This is a genomic window from Pseudomonas fluorescens, from assembly GCF_000968015.1.
In the GTDB taxonomy this organism is placed as follows: domain Bacteria; phylum Pseudomonadota; class Gammaproteobacteria; order Pseudomonadales; family Pseudomonadaceae; genus Aquipseudomonas; species Aquipseudomonas fluorescens_W.
This window is the reverse complement of record NZ_LACH01000061.1, coordinates 47,868-65,270: the sequence shown is the minus strand read 5'-3', so window position 1 is coordinate 65,270 and position 17,403 is coordinate 47,868. Positions and strand designations below refer to the sequence as shown.

At 58.6% G+C, this 17,403-nt stretch carries 17 protein-coding genes and 4 pseudogenes; 8 read left to right on the top strand and 13 right to left on the bottom strand.

Going from position 1 to position 17,403, the window contains the following annotated elements; translation table 11 throughout:
• Window positions 1-36: 36 nt before the first annotated feature.
• The 3 genes from VD17_RS25225 to VD17_RS25215 all read right to left on the bottom strand — a co-directional run bounded on the left by VD17_RS25225 (window position 37) and on the right by VD17_RS25215 (window position 1,845).
• On the bottom strand, window positions 37-525 hold the full coding sequence (locus VD17_RS25225) for a GNAT family N-acetyltransferase (RefSeq protein ID WP_046056188.1): 489 nt from the start codon (window positions 523-525) through the stop codon (window positions 37-39).
• A gap of 104 nt (window positions 526-629) precedes the next feature.
• Window positions 630-1,115: a GyrI-like domain-containing protein gene (locus VD17_RS25220; protein ID WP_046056187.1), complete on the bottom strand. Its 486-nt coding sequence runs from the start codon at window positions 1,113-1,115 to the stop codon at window positions 630-632.
• 67 nt (window positions 1,116-1,182) lie between these two features.
• Window positions 1,183-1,845, bottom strand: coding sequence for a LysE family translocator (locus tag VD17_RS25215; RefSeq protein WP_046056186.1), 663 nt, complete (start codon window positions 1,843-1,845; stop codon window positions 1,183-1,185).
• A 139-nt stretch (window positions 1,846-1,984) separates the two neighbouring features.
• Between VD17_RS25215 and alaC the strand changes: the two genes are divergently transcribed.
• The gene (alaC, locus tag VD17_RS25210) at window positions 1,985-3,202 is read left to right on the top strand and encodes an alanine transaminase (RefSeq protein ID WP_046056185.1); all 1,218 of its coding nucleotides are present in this window, start codon (window positions 1,985-1,987) and stop codon (window positions 3,200-3,202) included.
• Between the two features lie 177 nt (window positions 3,203-3,379).
• Here alaC and VD17_RS25205 read toward each other — a convergent pair whose 3' ends face one another.
• Entirely contained in the window at window positions 3,380-4,732 is a 1,353-nt protein-coding gene (locus VD17_RS25205; RefSeq protein ID WP_046056184.1) for a GntP family permease, read from the bottom strand.
• 82 nt (window positions 4,733-4,814) lie between these two features.
• A complete protein-coding gene (locus VD17_RS25200) occupies window positions 4,815-5,348 on the bottom strand; it encodes a gluconokinase (RefSeq protein WP_046056183.1) in 534 nt (177 codons plus the stop codon).
• Between the two features lie 215 nt (window positions 5,349-5,563).
• Between VD17_RS25200 and VD17_RS25195 the strand changes: the two genes are divergently transcribed.
• Window positions 5,564-6,595 (top strand): LacI family DNA-binding transcriptional regulator, encoded by a 1,032-nt coding sequence (locus VD17_RS25195; protein ID WP_046056182.1) that lies wholly within the window; start codon window positions 5,564-5,566, stop codon window positions 6,593-6,595.
• Between the two features lie 93 nt (window positions 6,596-6,688).
• Here VD17_RS25195 and VD17_RS25190 read toward each other — a convergent pair whose 3' ends face one another.
• A complete protein-coding gene (locus tag VD17_RS25190; protein WP_046056181.1) occupies window positions 6,689-7,303 on the bottom strand; it encodes a DUF998 domain-containing protein in 615 nt (204 codons plus the stop codon).
• A 34-nt stretch (window positions 7,304-7,337) separates the two neighbouring features.
• Between VD17_RS25190 and VD17_RS32315 the strand changes: the two are divergent.
• The 4 genes and pseudogenes from VD17_RS32315 to VD17_RS25175 form a co-directional block, all read left to right on the top strand.
• Window positions 7,338-7,460, top strand: a pseudogene (locus VD17_RS32315) (rhodanese-related sulfurtransferase); the annotation flags it as partial.
• A gap of 56 nt (window positions 7,461-7,516) precedes the next feature.
• Window positions 7,517-7,834: pseudogene (locus VD17_RS25185) on the top strand (PACE efflux transporter); the annotation flags it as partial.
• 56 nt (window positions 7,835-7,890) lie between these two features.
• Window positions 7,891-8,523 (top strand): glutathione S-transferase family protein, encoded by a 633-nt coding sequence (locus VD17_RS25180; RefSeq protein WP_046056179.1) that lies wholly within the window; start codon window positions 7,891-7,893, stop codon window positions 8,521-8,523.
• A gap of 40 nt (window positions 8,524-8,563) precedes the next feature.
• Window positions 8,564-9,304: an NAD-dependent epimerase/dehydratase family protein gene (locus VD17_RS25175; RefSeq protein ID WP_046056178.1), complete on the top strand. Its 741-nt coding sequence runs from the start codon at window positions 8,564-8,566 to the stop codon at window positions 9,302-9,304.
• A gap of 118 nt (window positions 9,305-9,422) precedes the next feature.
• Here VD17_RS25175 and VD17_RS33205 read toward each other — a convergent pair.
• The 3 genes and pseudogenes from VD17_RS33205 to VD17_RS25165 form a co-directional block, all read right to left on the bottom strand.
• A pseudogene (locus VD17_RS33205) lies at window positions 9,423-9,848 on the bottom strand (methyl-accepting chemotaxis protein); the annotation flags it as partial.
• A 117-nt stretch (window positions 9,849-9,965) separates the two neighbouring features.
• Window positions 9,966-10,637, bottom strand: a pseudogene (locus VD17_RS33200) (PAS domain-containing protein); the annotation flags it as partial.
• A 496-nt stretch (window positions 10,638-11,133) separates the two neighbouring features.
• A complete protein-coding gene (locus VD17_RS25165) occupies window positions 11,134-12,006 on the bottom strand; it encodes a LysR family transcriptional regulator (protein WP_046056176.1) in 873 nt (290 codons plus the stop codon).
• Window positions 12,007-12,105: 99 nt separating this feature from the next.
• Here VD17_RS25165 and gstA point away from each other — a divergent pair, with 99 nt between their 5' ends.
• Window positions 12,106-12,702, top strand: a complete 597-nt coding sequence (gene gstA, locus VD17_RS25160) for a glutathione transferase GstA (RefSeq protein WP_046056175.1) — start codon at window positions 12,106-12,108, stop codon at window positions 12,700-12,702.
• Between the two features lie 162 nt (window positions 12,703-12,864).
• Here the strand turns inward: gstA and VD17_RS25155 are convergent, their stop codons facing one another.
• The 4 genes from VD17_RS25155 to VD17_RS25140 all read right to left on the bottom strand — a co-directional run bounded on the left by VD17_RS25155 (window position 12,865) and on the right by VD17_RS25140 (window position 16,519).
• Complete coding sequence (locus VD17_RS25155) at window positions 12,865-13,878, bottom strand: ABC transporter substrate-binding protein (RefSeq protein WP_046056174.1); 1,014 nt, start codon at window positions 13,876-13,878, stop codon at window positions 12,865-12,867.
• On the bottom strand, window positions 13,875-14,417 hold the full coding sequence (locus VD17_RS25150; protein ID WP_046056173.1) for a sigma-70 family RNA polymerase sigma factor: 543 nt from the start codon (window positions 14,415-14,417) through the stop codon (window positions 13,875-13,877). Before VD17_RS25150 ends, VD17_RS25155 begins: the two co-directional genes overlap by 4 nt.
• A 226-nt stretch (window positions 14,418-14,643) precedes the next feature.
• Window positions 14,644-15,435 (bottom strand): phosphate/phosphite/phosphonate ABC transporter substrate-binding protein, encoded by a 792-nt coding sequence (locus tag VD17_RS25145; protein WP_046056172.1) that lies wholly within the window; start codon window positions 15,433-15,435, stop codon window positions 14,644-14,646.
• A 142-nt stretch (window positions 15,436-15,577) separates the two neighbouring features.
• Entirely contained in the window at window positions 15,578-16,519 is a 942-nt protein-coding gene (locus tag VD17_RS25140; protein ID WP_046056171.1) for a fatty acid desaturase, read from the bottom strand.
• A 336-nt stretch (window positions 16,520-16,855) separates the two neighbouring features.
• Here VD17_RS25140 and VD17_RS25135 point away from each other — a divergent pair, with 336 nt between their 5' ends.
• Window positions 16,856-17,281 (top strand): GNAT family N-acetyltransferase, encoded by a 426-nt coding sequence (locus VD17_RS25135; protein WP_046056170.1) that lies wholly within the window; start codon window positions 16,856-16,858, stop codon window positions 17,279-17,281.
• Window positions 17,282-17,403 lie beyond the last annotated feature (122 nt).

The following is a 17,403-nucleotide window of genomic DNA, read 5'->3' as shown; positions in this document are numbered from 1 at the left end:
CTCCCACAGGGATCTGCGGTGTTCGAGAGATTGTGGTTACAACTCCAACACCATCTCATGCCACGCCATCCCGCCATGGTCAGACGCTGAAGGCTTGATGTAGGCAAACCCGAACCCGGCATACAGCGGAATGTGCCGCTCCTTGCACATCAGATGGATGCTGGTCTTGCCCAACGCCCGCATCCGCTCGATGAATTCGCCCATCAGCCGTTTCGCCAGTCCCAGCCCCTGATAATCCGGGTGCACCACCACCGACATGATCACCACGTGCGGGCCGGCCGGGTCGTGGCCGATCAGTTCCTTGAACGCCTCGTCCGACATTTCTACCTGATACGCCGCACCGGAATTGATGAAACCGGCTACAACGCCATCGACTTCGGCCACGATGAAACCTTCGGGCCAGGTGGCAATGCGCGTGGCGATTTTTTCGCGGGTGGCGGCTTCGTCGCCTTCATAGGCAACGGTTTCAATGGCGTAGCAGCGGTCCAGATCAGCAGGTGTGACGTGGCGGATGACGGTGTTCATGGCAGCTCGAAATCAGCGAGAGGAAGGCTGGGGATCATAAATCAGCGCCACCACGACATCGAGAGGCGAATCACCGATCCGCCTCCCAATGCACAATGCAGTCATTACGGTTTGAGCGGCAGCCAGATTTCCAGCACACCGGTATTGAGCTTCGGGTTGAAGTCTTCGCTGTAGCGTTCGAATTCCGGCGCGTCCGCCGCTTGATAACCGGACTGCGGCAGCCAGGTTTTCCAGATGTACTGGAAGGTCTGGGGCAACTGATCGAGAGAGCCCTTATGCTCGAACACCGCGTAATGCTGAGGTTGAACCTCAACCCAGCGGTACTTTTCGGGCAGGTCGTCGAGCTTGCTGATTTCAACGCCAGCAATGTATTCGAAGCCGCCCTTGCCATCCGGATTGCAACAGATGCCGTAGGTCACTTCGTTTTTTTGACCAGGAATTTTGCCAATCTCGGGAATGAATTTCTCCCAGAGATCGGGAATGCCTTTAGTGGTGCCTGCAGTAAATCGTCCGCCAAGCCCTGCAATGAGCAGGAAGTGCCCGTGCTCGAAGCGTGGCTTGGCGGTTTCGACGCCTGTTTGCTCATCCATGGCTCAACTCCTGGAACAAAAAAGTGGGTTCGGCTGGGAGTATAGAAGCCAAACCCGATTCGCCCAATTACAGTGCGTGCAACTGCTCGACGGCACCTGCACCGACGAACTCGTTATAACCCGATAGGATCACGTAGACCGCGAAATAGCAGAAGATCGCTGCCGATGCCATATAGGAGTAGCGCAGCAGTTTGTCCCCCAGCAACTTGCCGCCGTGACTCGCTGCGAAGCACAAAGCCACGCACCAGAGCAACCCGGCGCAGAGAAACCCGCCGAGAAACAGCGCCGAGCTGAGGGCGCCACCGCCGCCGGAACGAGCGATCAATGTGCCGCCCACCGCCGCGAACCAGAGAATGGCGCTGGGAGACGACATGGCGAGGAAGATTCCGCGGAAAAACTCGCGCCGATGGGAGTTCTGACCCACGTCTTCGGCCTGCGCCAGGACCGCCTCATGGTGAATCGCCGAATAGATCATCTTCGCCGCGAAGTACAACAACAGCGCCGAACCTCCGATCCACAGCACCCAGCGCACCGTTTCGTATTGCAGCAAAACGGTCATCCCGGCCAAGGCCAGCACGGCGTAGATCAGGTCGCCGACGCACGTCCCCAAACCCAGCGCAAAGCCTTGAAAATAGCCGCGCTGCATCGCCAACGTGATCATCGCGATGTTGGCCACGCCGATGTCCAGGCACAGCGAAAGGCTCAACAAGAAGCCACTGGTAAATTCCATCAACCGATTTCCTTCGGACAAATTTGTTTACATAGTCGCTGGACAGTTTGCCACATCAGCCCTTACATTCCGCCACAGGCCACCGCAGTGGCCAGCGTCGCTCGGACGGTTCCGGGCGCTCACGTTATCCGAGGCAACAATGGCCAACCCAGGTTCGCCGCGCCGCTTTGCGCGCATAGATCGACTCCCCCCTTACGTATTCAACATCACTGCCGAGCTGAAGATGGCCGCCCGTCGTCGTGGCGAAGACATCATCGACTTCAGCATGGGCAACCCTGATGGCCCTACTCCGCCGCACATCGTCGAAAAACTGGTGACCGTCGCCCAGCGCGAAGACACTCACGGTTATTCGACATCCAAGGGCATTCCGCGTCTGCGCCGGGCGATTTCCAATTGGTACAAGGATCGCTACGAGGTCGACATCGACCCGGAAAGCGAAGCCATCGTCACCATCGGTTCCAAGGAAGGCCTGGCGCATTTGATGCTGGCCACCCTCGACCAGGGCGATACCGTTCTGGTGCCGAACCCGAGCTACCCGATTCATATCTACGGCGCGGTAATTGCCGGCGCTCAGGTGCGTTCGGTGCCGTTGATTCCGGGCGTGGACTTCTTCGCCGAACTGGAAAGCGCCATTCGCGGCTCGATTCCGAAACCGAAAATGATGATCCTCGGCTTCCCGTCGAATCCCACTGCTCAATGCGTGGAGCTGGACTTCTTCGAGCGAGTGATCGCCCTCGCCAAGCAGTACGACGTTTTGGTGGTGCACGACCTGGCTTACGCCGACATCGTCTACGACGGCTGGAAAGCCCCGTCGATCATGCAAGTGCCGGGCGCCAAGGACATCGCGGTGGAGTTCTTCACCCTGTCCAAGAGCTACAACATGGCGGGTTGGCGCATCGGTTTCATGGTCGGCAACGCCGAACTGGTCAATGCCCTGGCGCGGATCAAGAGTTATCACGACTACGGCACGTTCACCCCGCTGCAGGTCGCGGCGATTGCGGCGCTGGAAGGCGATCAGCAGTGCGTCAAGGACATCGCCGAGCAGTATCGTCAGCGTCGCAACGTGCTGGTCAAAGGCCTGCATGAACTGGGCTGGATGGTCGAAAATCCGAAAGCGTCGATGTACGTCTGGGCGAAGATTCCCGAGGCTTATGCGCACTTGGGTTCGCTTGAGTTTGCCAAGAAACTGCTGGCCGAGGCCAAGGTTTGTGTTTCACCGGGCGTAGGGTTTGGTGAGTATGGGGATGATCACGTGCGCTTTGCGCTGATCGAAAACCAGGACCGGATTCGTCAGGCCATACGCGGGATTCGCGGGATGTTCCGGGCGGATGGGCTGGTACCGAAAACTAACGGTTAACACATAACCTGTAGGAGTGAGCCTGCTCGCGATGAGGCCATCACCTCCAATTGAAGTGTGAACTGGCCCCACCGCTATCGCGAGCAGGCTCACTCCTACAAGGGTGATGTGTTGAGTCATGAAATCATCACCCACAAAAAACCGCATTGCTGCGGTTTTTTTGTGTCTGCAGTGTGCTTAGACGAACAGCGACAACAGCAGGATGAAGCCCAGGCCCACCACGGACAGGATGGTTTCCATCGCGGTCCAGGTCTTGAAGGTTTCCGCCACAGTCATGTTGAAGTACTGCTTCACCAGCCAGAAACCCGCATCGTTGACGTGAGACAGGATCAACGAACCGGCACCGGTGGCCAACACCAGCAGCTCACGGTTCACACCTGGAATCATCCCCACCACCGGCACCACAATGCCCGCGCCGGTAATGGTGGCCACGGTTGCCGAACCGGTGGCGATACGGATCACCGCTGCTACCAGCCAAGCCAACAGGATCGGCGAGATCTGTGCGTTCACCGCCATGTGGCCGATTACATCACCCACGCCGCTGGTCACCAGCATCTGCTTGAAGCCACCACCGGCACCGATGATCAGAATGATCGCGGCGGTCGGCGCAAGGCTTGCGTCGAGCAACTTGAGGATCTTGTTCGAGCCCATGCCCTGACGGTGGCCGAAGGTGTACAGCGACAGCAGCAACGCCAGCAGCAGCGCCGAGATCGGGTGACCGATCAGGTCCATGAAGGTGCGGAAGAAATTGCCGTCTGGCAGGACCACGTCGGCAAAGGTCTTGAGCAACATCAGGAACACCGGCAACAGCACGGTGATCAGGGTGATGCTGAAGCTCGGCAGTTCAGCCGCCTCTGGCTCGCGCGCCAGTTGATCGACCAGTTCCTGGTTAGGATGACCCGGGATGTACTTGGCAATGAACGTGCCGTAGATCGGGCCGGCGATGATGGCCGTCGGCAGCGCAACGATCAGGCCGTAGAGAATGGTTTTACCGATGTCGGCACCGAACACGCCGATGGCCAGCAACGGGCCCGGGTGCGGTGGAACCAGACCGTGCACGGCGGACAGACCGGCCAGCAGCGGGATACCGATCTTGATGATCGACACACCGGTACGCCGGGCGACGATGAACACCAGCGGGATCAACAGCACGAAGCCGATTTCGAAGAACAGCGGAATGCCGACCAGGAAGGCCGCGAACATCATCGCCCACTGCACCTTGTCCTTGCCGAACGCTCGAATCAGGGTTTGGGCAATCTGATCCGCCCCGCCCGACTCGGCCATCATTTTGCCGAGCATGGTGCCCAGCGCGAGGATGATCCCGACGAAACCCAGCACCCCACCGAAGCCGTCCTGGAACGCCTTGATGATGGTGCCGATCGGCATGCCGGAGGTCAGCCCGAGAAAAGCGGCGGCGATGATCAGGGCAATGAACGGGTGCAACTTGAACTTGGTGATCAGGACGATAAGCCCGATCACCGTGACCACTGCATCGAGCAGCAGGAACGTCTCGTGGGACATGCCAAACATTAGGGGTGTCTCCTGGTTGTTGTTGTTATTAAAGCGGGTAATTCGCACGCCAACAGGACAGCGCTATCTCTTCTGGCAAAACTCATACGGCGTGTTTCAGGCCATGAGCCTGCCACCAGTCATGAGCTTGCTTCGCCAATTGGTCGACGCTGTGAGCCGAAGCGTCCAGAGCCAGGGTCAGGGGCTCGCCAACGGGCGATTCAAGGGTGGCGAACTGGCTGTCGATCAATGTTGACGGCATGAAGTGGCCCGGCCGATGGGAGACACGATCAGCGGCGACTTCAGGGGTCAGTTCAAGGAACACGAAGCCCAGGCCCGGCAAGGCGCTGCGCAGACGTTCACGGTAAATGTGTTTGAGGGCCGAGCAGGTCAGCACCGGGCGTTCGCCCTTGGCGTCGATGCGGCGCAATTCATCGCACAGGCTGTCGAGCCAGCCGGCACGGTCGTCGTCGTTCAGGGGGATCCCCGCGCTCATCTTTTCGATATTGGCAGCAGGGTGGAAAGTGTCGCCTTCAATGGCGGTCGCGCCGCTGAGTTGGCACAAGGCCTCGCTGACGCAAGTCTTGCCGCAACCGGCAACGCCCATGATGACCAGGGCGGTGATGGGATGATTCATGTAACACCTCAGCGCGCAGACAGCGCTACCTTTGCCGGTTATGACACTAGAACAAAGGTAGAAGTTGCCGACGCCTTCTTGTCATTTTTGTGGGTTGCAGCATGTTCGTTCCCAACGCCAAAAAGCGGGGATCAGGCAAACCCCGCTCACGCATTTGCAGCTGCGTCGAGACAGCGCTACCTTAGTGCCTCGAATTTTGTTTGGCAAGCCGTCCGATGATCTCCCCTAAAAACGATAAAAATACGCGCACCACTGGCCGCCCCACTTTGAACGAAGTCGCACGCCTGGCCGGTGTCAGCCCGATCACCGCCTCTCGCGCCCTGCGCGGGGTCAGCACGGTGGCCACCGAACTGGTGGAAAAAGTCCAGAAAGCTGCCCTCGACCTCAACTACGTGGTCAACCCCGCCGCCCGCGCGTTAGCCTCGGCCCAGAGCCATTCGGTGGTGGTTTTGGTGCCGTCGCTGTCCAACTTATTGTTCATCGACACGCTGGAAGCCATTCATCAGGTTTTGCGCCCAAAAGGCTTCGAGGTGCTGATCGGGAACTTCCATTACTCACGAGATGAAGAAGAAAACCTGCTGCGCAACTACATGGCGTATCAGCCTCGCGGTTTGCTGCTGACCGGTTTCGACCGCACCGAAAGTTCGCGACGGATGATCGAGGCGAGCAACATTCCGTGCGTGTACATGATGGAACTGGACAGCGCCGCCGGCCTGAATTGCGTGGGCTTTTCGCAACTCGCGGCTGGCGAGACAGCGGCCGGGCATTTGCTGTCGCGCGGTCGTAAGCGCCTGGCCTACATTGGCGCGCAACTCGATCAACGCACATTGCTGCGCGGCGAAGGGTTCCGCAAAGCCCTGCAAAAGGCCGGTTTGTATGACCCGGATCTGGAAGTGCTGACCCCTCGCTCTTCCTCCGTCGGCCTCGGTGGCGAACTGTTCTTGCAACTGCTCGCCAGTCATCCCGATGTCGATGCGATCTTCTTCGGCAACGACGATCTGGCCCAGGGCGCACTGCTCGAAGCCATGCGCTGCGGGATCAAGATCCCCGAACAAGTGGCGATCCTCGGTTTCAACGACCTGCCGGCCTCGGCGCACATGGTGCCGCGCCTGAGCAGCATCAGCACCCCGCGAGAAGCCATCGGCCGGCGTGCGGCGGAGCAGATGTTGACGTTGATGGCTGGCAACACGGTCACCAAACCGGTGCAGGACATGGGGTTTGAGTTGAAGGTGCGCGAGAGCACCTGACACTGGTTGATCGTTCCCACGCTCTGAACTGCCCCCCAAAGGTTGTGTCCAGCTTTTGGGGGTCAGTTCACTCTGCGTGGGAACGATCGGTGACTAAGCGCGTCGGCTTATCATCACCCCGGCAAACACGCCCACCCAAAGGATTGACACCCCGTAGTTGATCCGCTGATACAAACCGAACCCCTGCCCCGCCTCAACGGCCTGGCCCATCAATGGCAGCACCGATAACGCCCCAAGCGTGCACACCAGGGAAAACCAGGCGAACCACTTCAAGCCCAATATTCGCGACGCCAGATAGATCCATAGCGCGTTGGCGATCAGCAGCGTCAGAAACATCGCCAGACCCGAAAGGTTATGCAACTTCTGACTGTCGGAGGGATTCGCCAGGGCACAGCCGATATCGCAGGAAAAATACCCGGTGCCGAAACTGGCAACACCGTGCAGCACAATCAGCACGGCGCTCAGTCGAGCGAGTTTCGAGGTATGGAAAGTCGCGAACGCGGCCAGACCGAAGACGATAAACAACACACCCAACGGGAAGTTGTTGATCTGTGGCGACAGGGCGTGAGTCGGTGCCCCGATGGCACCCAACTCACTCATCGCCTGATTGAGATGGCTATATCCGGGATACAAGCTGCCGGCAATCACTACACCGACCAGCAACCAGATCGGCGCCAACAAACCTGCCACATAGCCCCACTTGAGCATTCCCTTGTTCACTCGCCGTCACTCCCTTGATAGAAAACTGAGCGAGAAGACCCGTCGCAGTGCCATCGACCGGCAAAAGCAGATCGAACTGGCCAAGGCTCGCAACCTGCCTCACCCGATCGGCTACAACTACAAGCAAACCCCTTCCGAGGCTTGAACCATGTCCGTGCATCGAACAAAAGTCACCCCTGTCCGAGCATCAACGCTCCTCGCCCGTTGGCAGTGATCATCACCACCATCGCGGTGACCTGGAACTTCATCTACACCACACTGTTCGAGCGCTGGGAAAGTCGTCAGCCTTCGCGAGCCCGCACCGTTAAACGGCGCATCGCCCATGCCGTGGGTTTTCAACTAACCTTGATAGTGTTCCTCATCCCGTTGATCGCCTGGTGGATGAACATCAGTCTGGCGCAAGCCGTCCTGCTGGACGCGGCGCTGATCATTTTCATCCCGTGCTACACCTTCGCCTTCAACTGGCTGTTTGATCGCACGTTTGGTTTGCCAACTTCGGCGCTGCCGGATCCGGTTTGAATACGCTGAATGTCTGTTAGATTCCTGAAGCGTCGAATCGCTAACGGAGTAGCTCAATGGAACATGCACTGAAGATTCTGGGTAAAGCCTCGTCCATCAACGTCAGAAAAGTCCTGTGGACCTGTGAGGAACTGGGTGTTGCCTACGAACGTGAAGACTGGGGCGGCGGTTATGCGTCGACTCACACGCCGGAGTTTCTCAGGCTCAATCCCAACGCACTGGTGCCGGTGATCATCGATGAGGCCGGTGTGCTGTGGGAGTCCAACACCATCTGCCGCTATCTGGCCGGCAAACACCACAACACCGATCTGCTACCCCACGATCCCGCGGCCCGCGCTCGGGTGGAACAGTGGATGGATTGGCAAGCGACTGAACTCAATGCCTCCTGGAGCTATGCGTTCACGGCATTAGTACGCAAAGATCCGGAGTTCCAGGACCCGCATCACATTGCCGCCGGTGTACACGGCTGGAATCAGAAAATGGGTATCCTCGAACATCAGCTCGCGGCCACCAAAGCGTATGTCGCCGGGCCACACTTCACGCTGGCGGACATCGTCATCGGGCTGTCGATCAACCGCTGGCTGATGACACCGATGGAGCGTCCCGACTACCCCGCCATCGATGAGTATTTCCAACGGTTGGCACAACGCCCGGGATTTCTGAAACATGGCTGCAACGGCCTGCCATAACGCCAAACCCGCAACGCCCCTACCCTGAAAAGAGAGACTCATGAACGGACTCAACGTACTGCTGACCGGTGCCTGCGGCAGAATCGGCAAAACTTTTTTCGAAGCCTCAAAAGACCGCTACACCTTCGTCCTGACGGATCGCGTCGAGCCCGACTTTGTGGTCGATGCGCCTCACCGTTTCGTCAGCCTGGACCTGTCCAGCCCCGCGGCCATGGGCGAAGTATTGAAAGGGATCGACGTCATCGTGCACCTGGCCGGCATTCCTCACGCCACTGCCACTTTCAATGAGCTGCTGCCCAATAACATTCTGGCCACCACTTACCTGTTCGAAGCTGCGGCAACGGCTGGCTGCAAACGACTGGTGTTCGCCAGCAGTGCGCAAACCATCGAAGGCTATCCGGTGGACCGGCAGATCACCCCGGGCATGCAGGTCATGCCGGCCAATCTGTATGGCGTCAGCAAGTGTTATGGCGAAGCGTTGTGTGCGTTCTATGCTGCCAAACGCAACCTCTTGACTATCGCGATACGGATCGGCGCTTTCGAATTCCCCGACCGTCATGAACTGACCAATGCCCGAGACCTGAGCGCCTGGCTGAGCCCGCGCGATGCGGTGCAGTTGCTGCAACGTTCGGTGGAGGTCGAAGGCGTGCAACACCTGATCGCCCACGGCATTTCCAACAACCGCTTCAAGCGTCTGGACCTCAGCGAAACCATGCGGGTGTTGGGTTACCGGCCGGTGGATGATGCGTTTCAGACGTTCGATATCCCGATTGCGCCATAAACCCTCCGATCAGGCCGCCTTCGCCTCGGCGACGTTTCTCGGGTTGTTCCTTGGCGCGAGCGAACCTGCAATCAATAAAAGAGGGTCCCTTCGAGGGACCCTTTTCAATGTGCCGCTATCAACTTATCTGCAAGGTCGAGTTGAACTGACTGATTGCATCCACCACATGCCGCGACCCTTGTTGAATCTCCAGAATCACCGCTCCCGCCTCATTCGCCAGTTCCACCCCAAGCCCGGTTCGACTCAAACTGGACTGCATGCTCGACACCGCACTCAATGACAAATCGTGGTTCTTGCGCACCACTTCAACGATCTCCACCGTTGCCTGGCTCGTTCGTGCCGCAAGGCTGCGAACTTCATCGGCGACTACCGCGAACCCCCGCCCGTGTTCCCCGGCCCGGGCCGCTTCGATCGCGGCGTTGAGCGCCAGCAGGTTGGTCTGATCGGCAATTCCGCGAATGGTCTGAACGATGGTGCCGATGATGTCTGACTGTTTGCTGACAGCATCAATGCTCTGCGCCGCTTGGTTCAAGTCTTTGGAAATGTCCTGGATGGTCTGCACCGTTTGCTGCACCACCTGAGAACCTTTCTTCGCACAAGCGTCGTTTTGAACCGAGGTGCTGTGGGCCGACTCCGCGGCGGTTTGCAGAGTGGTCACTTGATCGGTGATGTCGCTGGCGAACTTGACCACTTTGTACAACCGCCCCTTAGTGTCGAACAGCGGGTTGTAGGAAGCCTCCAGGAAAACCGTATGACCGTGCTTATCTTTGCGCTCGAAACGTTGCGAGTGATATTCGCCGCGATTGAGCGAGGTCCAGAACGCTTTGTAGGCCTGAGATTCGGCTTCGGCACGATGACAAAACAGGCTGTGGTGCTGGCCAACCACTTCGTTGAGCGAGTAATGCATCGTCTTCAAGAAGTTGTCGTTGGCCGTGATGACGTTGCCATCCGGGGTGAATTCGACCACGGCCATGGAACGACCGATCGCCACGAGCATGCTCTCGTTTTCGTGTTCTTTGTAGGTCCTGGCTGAGATGTCGGTGGCGACTTTGATCACACTCCGGACCTGACGATCAGCGCCGAACACCGGCATATAGCTGGCTTCGAGCCAGATCTCCTTGCCGCTCCTGTTCAAGCGTAAAAAGGTCCCGCTCACCGGTTCGCCACGGGCCAGGTCACGCCACAACTTGGCGTAGGCCTCGCTTCGATGAAACGCTTCTTCGCAGAATATCCGGTGATGCTTACCGCGCACTTCTTCGACGCTGTAACCCATGGCACTGCAAAAGTTGTCGTTGGCATCGAGCACGATCCCTTCGGGGGTGAACTCAATCATCGCCATCGAGCGGCTGACCGCTGCCAACTTCGCGTTAGCCTCGGTCAGCGCGCAACTGAATCGTTCGATTTCCAGCAAGTCAGACTTGCGATGTCGGTTAAACATAGTCGTATCACCTTCAGCGGGGTCTTTTGTTTGATGAAAGTTCGTTGGTCTTTCAACAGGCACACGCATCCCTCCACAGGAAGGACTTGGTCAGGTGATCAATGATGTTTAATCGGAGAGTCCATGCTGCAACGCTCTCATCAAGACATCCTTCTCTTGATAGCCCGGAATCGGGCCAGCCCTAACGTTCTGATAAGACATTCCATTGACCGGACAGCTCCGTGTTGTTCAGTGTCGGTGCCTTGGGTTGCGCACACTTCTAACGTGTAGGACGGCCTGCTCTTGGCGGCCGACATAGTTAGTTACGAGTCAGCATAGACAGGCGAGAAAGGTAAGCAAGGCCACTAGTCGGCCAGTATTGAGGACAAAATCGGTTCAGCTTCGATATGCGTCATTTCTCAGCGAGCATGCCCATCAACGCCTGCACCGCCGCCGAAGGTTGCTTATTCGCAGCGGCCACCAAAGCAAACTCTCGATCGATACGCGGTTTGACCGGCACCACACGCAGCCCCTGAAGTTGGCTCGGCAGTGTCATCTCCGGCACCAGCGTCACGCCGATGTTTTCCCGCACCAGGGTGAACGCACTGCTCCATTCACGAACCTCGACCCGCACATCAAGCAGTTGCAGTCCGGCATCCTCCGCCAGGCTACGAGCGTTGGTCGAGCAACCGCCCGTGGCCACTACAAAAGGTTGTTCCGCCAACTCAGCCAGGGAGACGCCTTCTTCATTGGAACGGCGAGCCAAGGGATGGCCGCCGGGCACCACCGCCATCCAGGCATCACGTCCCAGGCGACCGGCATTGCGCTCCGGCGCCGGGTTCAACACTACGCCGACATCCACCAATCCGGCGCCGAGCAGCGTTTCCACCTCATCGTCGCTGACCTCCAGCGCGACCACCTGAATGCCGGGATAAAGCCGGTTGAACTGACGCAGCAGCGGCGGCAGGAAAGTCGCCAACACCATGGGGAAACTGGCCAGGCGAATCGTCCCGCGCTGAATGTCTTTGGTGGAATCGACAGTGCTGCGAATGGTGTCCAGAGCACCAAGCATGGTTCTCGCGTGTTCAATCACAGACAGGCCGATTGCCGTCGGCAAGGTCTGGCGATTCTCTCGACTGAACAGTTGAACGCCCAGGGTTTCCTCGATCAACGCCAAGGCCTGGCTGGCACCGGACTGCGTCATGCCGACCCGCTCGGCAGCCCGGGTAATGTTGCCCGTGTCAGCCACCGCCACCACCATTCGCCAGTGCATCAGATTCATCATGACAGTAGCTTTCCTTATGGCGGCTTTCTGAAAGATTAATTTTACCGAGGGTGCCGCACACTATGACACTGGCGCAAATCCCCAACCAGAGCCCCGCCGATGAAGTTGTATTACGCCCCGCACGCCTGCTCGCTGGCGCCGCATATTGTCCTGCGCGAACTCGATCTGCCGTTCGAATTGATCCGCGTCGACAACACCACCAAGCGAACCGCCAACGGCGACGACTTCCTCGCCATCAACCCAAAGGGCTACGTCGCGGCACTGCAACTGGACAACGGCCAAGTACTGACCGAAGGCCCGGCGATCCTGCAATACCTGGCAGACCTGCGACCCGATGCGAACCTGGCACCCTTGAGCGGGACGTTCGAGCGGGTACGGTTGCAGGAGTGGCTGAATTTCGTTTCGACGGAGATTCATGGCGGGTTGGGTTGGCTGTTCAGTTCGCAATTCCCGGATGAGGTCAAAGCGCTGATCAAGGAGAAACTGTTCAAGCGGTTCGCGGTGTTGTGTCAGACGCTGGAGCGCCAGGATTATTTGATGGCTGACGGGTTCAGCATTGCCGATGCGTATTTGTTTACGGTGTTGCGCTGGGCGCCGTTGTTTGCGATTGATCTGGATCAGTGGCCGGCGTTGGTGCGGTTTCAGATGCGGGTTGATCAGCGGCCCGCCGTAAAGGCTGCATTGGCCGCTGAGTAGGTGTAGGCCTCAAGACCATCGCGAGCAGGCTCGCTCCCACAGGTGATTTCGGGTGATCACGAAGTTGTGATCGACAGAGATCCCCTTGTGGGAGCGAGCCGGCTCCGGGCGGCGTTCCGACGAATACGGTAGCTCATGCACCGCAAAAACATCAGGAAAAAACTACAAACTCGCACTCACTTTGGTGGCCACTTCACCGGGCACCCAGCCCTTCCAGATCTGCGGCTGATCACGCAAAAACGCTTCGGCCACCTGACGCGGTTGCAGGCGTTTTTCGCTCATCTGGCCGAGCGTCTGGTTCAAAAGATCAATCGGCAGGTCGACCTTTTCGAAGAATGCCACCAGGTCCGGGTACTGCGCCTTGAACGGCGCGGACACGCCGATTGCCAGGTTCGCGGGCATCGAACGCGTGCCTTTTGGATTCGGGTTGTTGGCGTCGGCCAGGGTCTTCCAGGCGTCGGCGTCGAAGGCCGGCTCATCGAGCTTCACCAGTTTGAAACGCCCCAACAGCGGCGTCGGTGACCAGTAGTAGAACAGCACCGGTTTGCCACGACGGATCGACGAAGCCACCTCGGCATCCAGTGCAGCGCCAGATCCCGTGCGGAAGTTGACGAAGCTGGCGGTCAGGTCATAGGCCTTGAGTTTTTGACTGTTGACGATCTCCGAGGTCCAGCCGGTCGGGCTGTTGAGGAAGCGTCCTCGGCTCGGGTCTTCCGGGTCGCGGAACACATCTTTGTAACGCACCAGGTCGGCGACGGATTTCAGCTCCGGGGCCAGGGGTTTGATGCCGCGTTCGGGATCGCCCTTGATCACGTATTCCGGCACCCACCAGCCTTCGGTGGCGCCTTTGACCGTGTCACCCAGCCCAAACACTTTGCCTTCCGAGGCGGCTTTGACCCACGCAGGACTGCGCCCGGCCCACTCTTCGCCGATCACTTGAATATCGTTCTTGGCCAGTGCCGCTTCGAGGCTGACGGTGCTGCCCGGCAGGGTATCGGTCGGGTAGCCGTAACCTTTCTCGACAATCAATCGCAGGATTTCGGTGATCAGGCTGCCGCTTTCCCAAGTGATGTCACCGAAGTGGATCGGCGCGGTTTTTTCCGCTGCGGGAACGTGGGTAGCCACAAGGCTCAGGGCCAGCAGCGAACTGCCGAGCAGGGTTTTGATCGATCTCATGCGGACCTCCGGGTCAGGGAATTCAAGGATTGGTTGGCGCTGTGCCGGGCGCACAGGGCTTGAGTACGCGTCATGTAAACGCTGACCGAACGTTGGGAAATGCCCAGTTCGGCAGCGATTTGCGGGTAGGTCAGACCGTCGATTCGCGACAACAGGAACGTTGCCCGCACCTTGCCCGGCAAGCGCTTAAGCGTGCGGTCGAGTCCATGCAACGCCTGGGTCAGTTGCACCCGTTCTTCGGGCGAGATCGCTTGCTGCTGATCGAGGTGTTGCCACTGATCGAGGTGTTGGCGTTCCAGATCACGGCGGCGCCAGAGCTGATAAATCAGCCGCTGGGCAATGGTGGTGAGCAAGGCGCGAGGCTCGCGGATCGGGGTCAGCCCCGGCGATTCAAGCAGTTGTAGAAAGGTTTCGGCTGCGATGTCTTCGACGCTGGAACTGGCGCCCAGATGTCGGCGCAACCGTGCGCATAGCCAGGGGTAATGCGCGTGGAACAAGCCGCCCACGTCGTTGCGATGGGAAAGGTCGGTGCCGGACATAGAGGCTCCAAGGGTTAGGGGTCGCTGAATGTCCGGTGATCCGGTGACGCGATCCTAGCAAGGAGCCTTATTCATTAATAATACTTAAAAAGCATTTTTATATTCCATTGGAGAATTAAACATCAAAAGATCGCAGCCTCGTTTCACTCGACAGCTCCTACAGGTGCACGCCGATATCCTTGTAGGAGCTGTCGAGTAAAACGAGGCTGCGATCTTTTGATTCTGCCTACCGTAATCGTCCAAACCCCAACGCCTCAGCCTCTAGCTGATAGTCGAGCACAATCTGATAGTCGCTTTCGCTGGCCGGCAATACCTCTCGCAGACCAAGTATTTCCCTGACTTCGGGCAACGCCTGCAACGTCGTGTTCATCACCTGCCGTAACTCCTCGGCCTGTTCATCAGTGACGGTCGCGACGGTGATATACGGCAAGGTCGGACTGAACGCACTTCGCGCAATGACCCGCAGGCCGGCCACTTCTTCTTCGGCGTGCCGCGCCAGATAGGCGAAGGTGACGCTGTCGATGGCCGCCAGGTCCGCCCTCTCTTCACGCAACCAGCGCAAGCTTTCGCGGTGGCTGCCGCTGATACCGACGCTGGCGAAGAACTGACCGTCTCGATGCAGCGGCGCCAGCCGGTGACGCAACAGGTTCATGCCGCTGTTCGAGTCTTCGCCATTGATCACCCCACGGCTGTCGCGAAAGGCCGGCAAGCTGCGCCGTGGATCATCGGCGCGACTCAGCAACAGGCTGCAATGGTTGCCGCCGTTGGCGTCCGGCAGTTCATAACGAGGACGACCGATGACCCGGACCCGACCGCGCAACGCGGTCATCAGCGGGTAGCCGCAGGTTTGGGTCAGCAGCAGATCCGGCGAGAGCCAGAGTTCGGGCAGCGACAGGCCTTCGGCACTCAAACGGGCATGGCCCAGATGATCGAGGATGCTCGAGAGCCAGCGCTCGTTCGCCGCGCGGATCGGCTCGGGGGCGACGTACATCAGTAGTTCAGCAAAGTGTTGTGTCATCAAAATGTTCCCATGCAACAACGCACCCTGTGGGAGCGAGCTTGCTCGCGATAGCTATTTCACATCCAACACACCTGGTGACTGATCCAAAGCTATCGCGAGCAAGCTCGCTCCCACAGGGGTTAGGTGTCGATCATGAAAATCAGTGAAACGGATGCCGAGGGCTGTCGATGGCCTTCACCCCGTACTCACGCCACAACTGACCATAACCCTGCACCAGAAACCCGCCGCTGCGCGCCAGCCACTGCTCACGACGCGCGTGATAGGCGCGGGGCAAGTCGTACCAAGGCAGCCCCGGCAAGTCGTGATGCACCAAATGCAGATTGAGGTTGAGGAACAGCCAGCGCCACGGCCAGGCGGCTTCATTGAGGACCGTCCTTTGCTCGGGCTCGGCGTGGGGACGGTGTTCATAGTAGGAGCGAATCATTGCAATCGATAGCGCCGGCACGCTGATCAGCAACAGGTAATGCCACACCGGCAGCACGCTGTAGCGGGCGATAAACAGCAACATCAGCAGGGTCAACGTACCGTGGCTCAACCACATCAACCAGGCCTGCCGCTCACCTGCATTCAGACGTTGCAGCTCTTCCCGGGCCAGCGCCAGCAAGGCCAGCGGTGCACCGAGGGCGAAGCGTCCGAGCACGGTTTTGTTCAGCCAGTGCAGACCCTGTTCAAACAGTGAACTGCCCTGCCACTGCTCGGCGCTCAGGTAACGGCTTTCCGGATCGCGACCCGGAAGGGTCAAGTCTTCATCGCGGTGATGCAGCAAATGGCTGTCGCGATACAGGGTGTAGGGATACCAGACGGCGAACGGCGCGTAGCCGAGGACCTTGTTCAGCCATGCCCAGCGGGTGGGATGACCGTGCAGCAGTTCGTGCTGCACCGACAACCAGAGCACCACCAATGGAATCAGCAACACCGTGCTCCACCAGAGCCCCAGCCGATGGCTCCCCAAAACAATGCTGAACCAACCTGCGTACACGCCGATCAGCAGCAACCAGGTCGGCCACTCGGTACGAGCGGTGAGGCGTTGGCGCAGGGTGTCGATTTCTTCACGGTGGGCGGTATCGAAGTAATGGGGCATGGCGTTGCTCAGATCGGGGACCAGTCCCCTTCTGTGCAATGGCGCAGGGTTTTCTTGCAGATTACTTGGTTATTTCGTTAGAAGCAGCGGGAGCCCGAGGGCCGGGCTCCCTTGTCGCGGGATCAATGACCGAACACATCCACCTTCTTGGCCTTCTTGTCCGCACGCTTTTCATCGGCGGTTTTTGCCGGTTTCTTCTTTGCCGCTTTTTTCGAATCCATGCCTTTGGCCATGATACTTACTCCACTCATACGGGATGTGAGATCAGGTATACACCTATCGCTGCGCGCGCGTTCTTTTATAATCGCCCGCTTTGCGCACCGACAGTCGAAGACCATGCCCAACACCCAGTACACCTTGCTCGCCGAGCCTTTGTGGCCCTTGATGAACAAGTTTTATCGCGCTCACCAATCGTCGATGAAAGCCGTCCGCGACGCTCAACTCTGGGTGGCCAGGCGCGAGGAGATCATTGGTGCGCTGTGTTTGCGACCGGTGGCGGACGGGCATTGGCTGACGGGTTTGTTTGTCGATCCGGCCTGCCGTGAACAGGGCATCGCTGCGGCACTGATCGCCGAGGCGCTGAAGGAGCTTGATGGCCCGGTGTGGCTGTTTTGTCATCCGGACTTGCGCGGGTTTTATGAACGTCGCGGTTTTACCTTCGACCCGCCACTGCCCTACTCCATGGCCGAACGCTTGAGCCGTTATGCACGCAGCAAACCGATGATCGCCATGGGGTTTGGAACCGGCCAGATAGAGCTCTAAAGCCTTATGAAGATCAAAATGTGGGAGCGAGCTTGCTCGCGATGAGGCCCTGGTAGTCAACATTGATGTTGTATGACAGTCCGCCATCGCGAGCAAGCTCGCTCCCACAGTAGTTTGAGGTG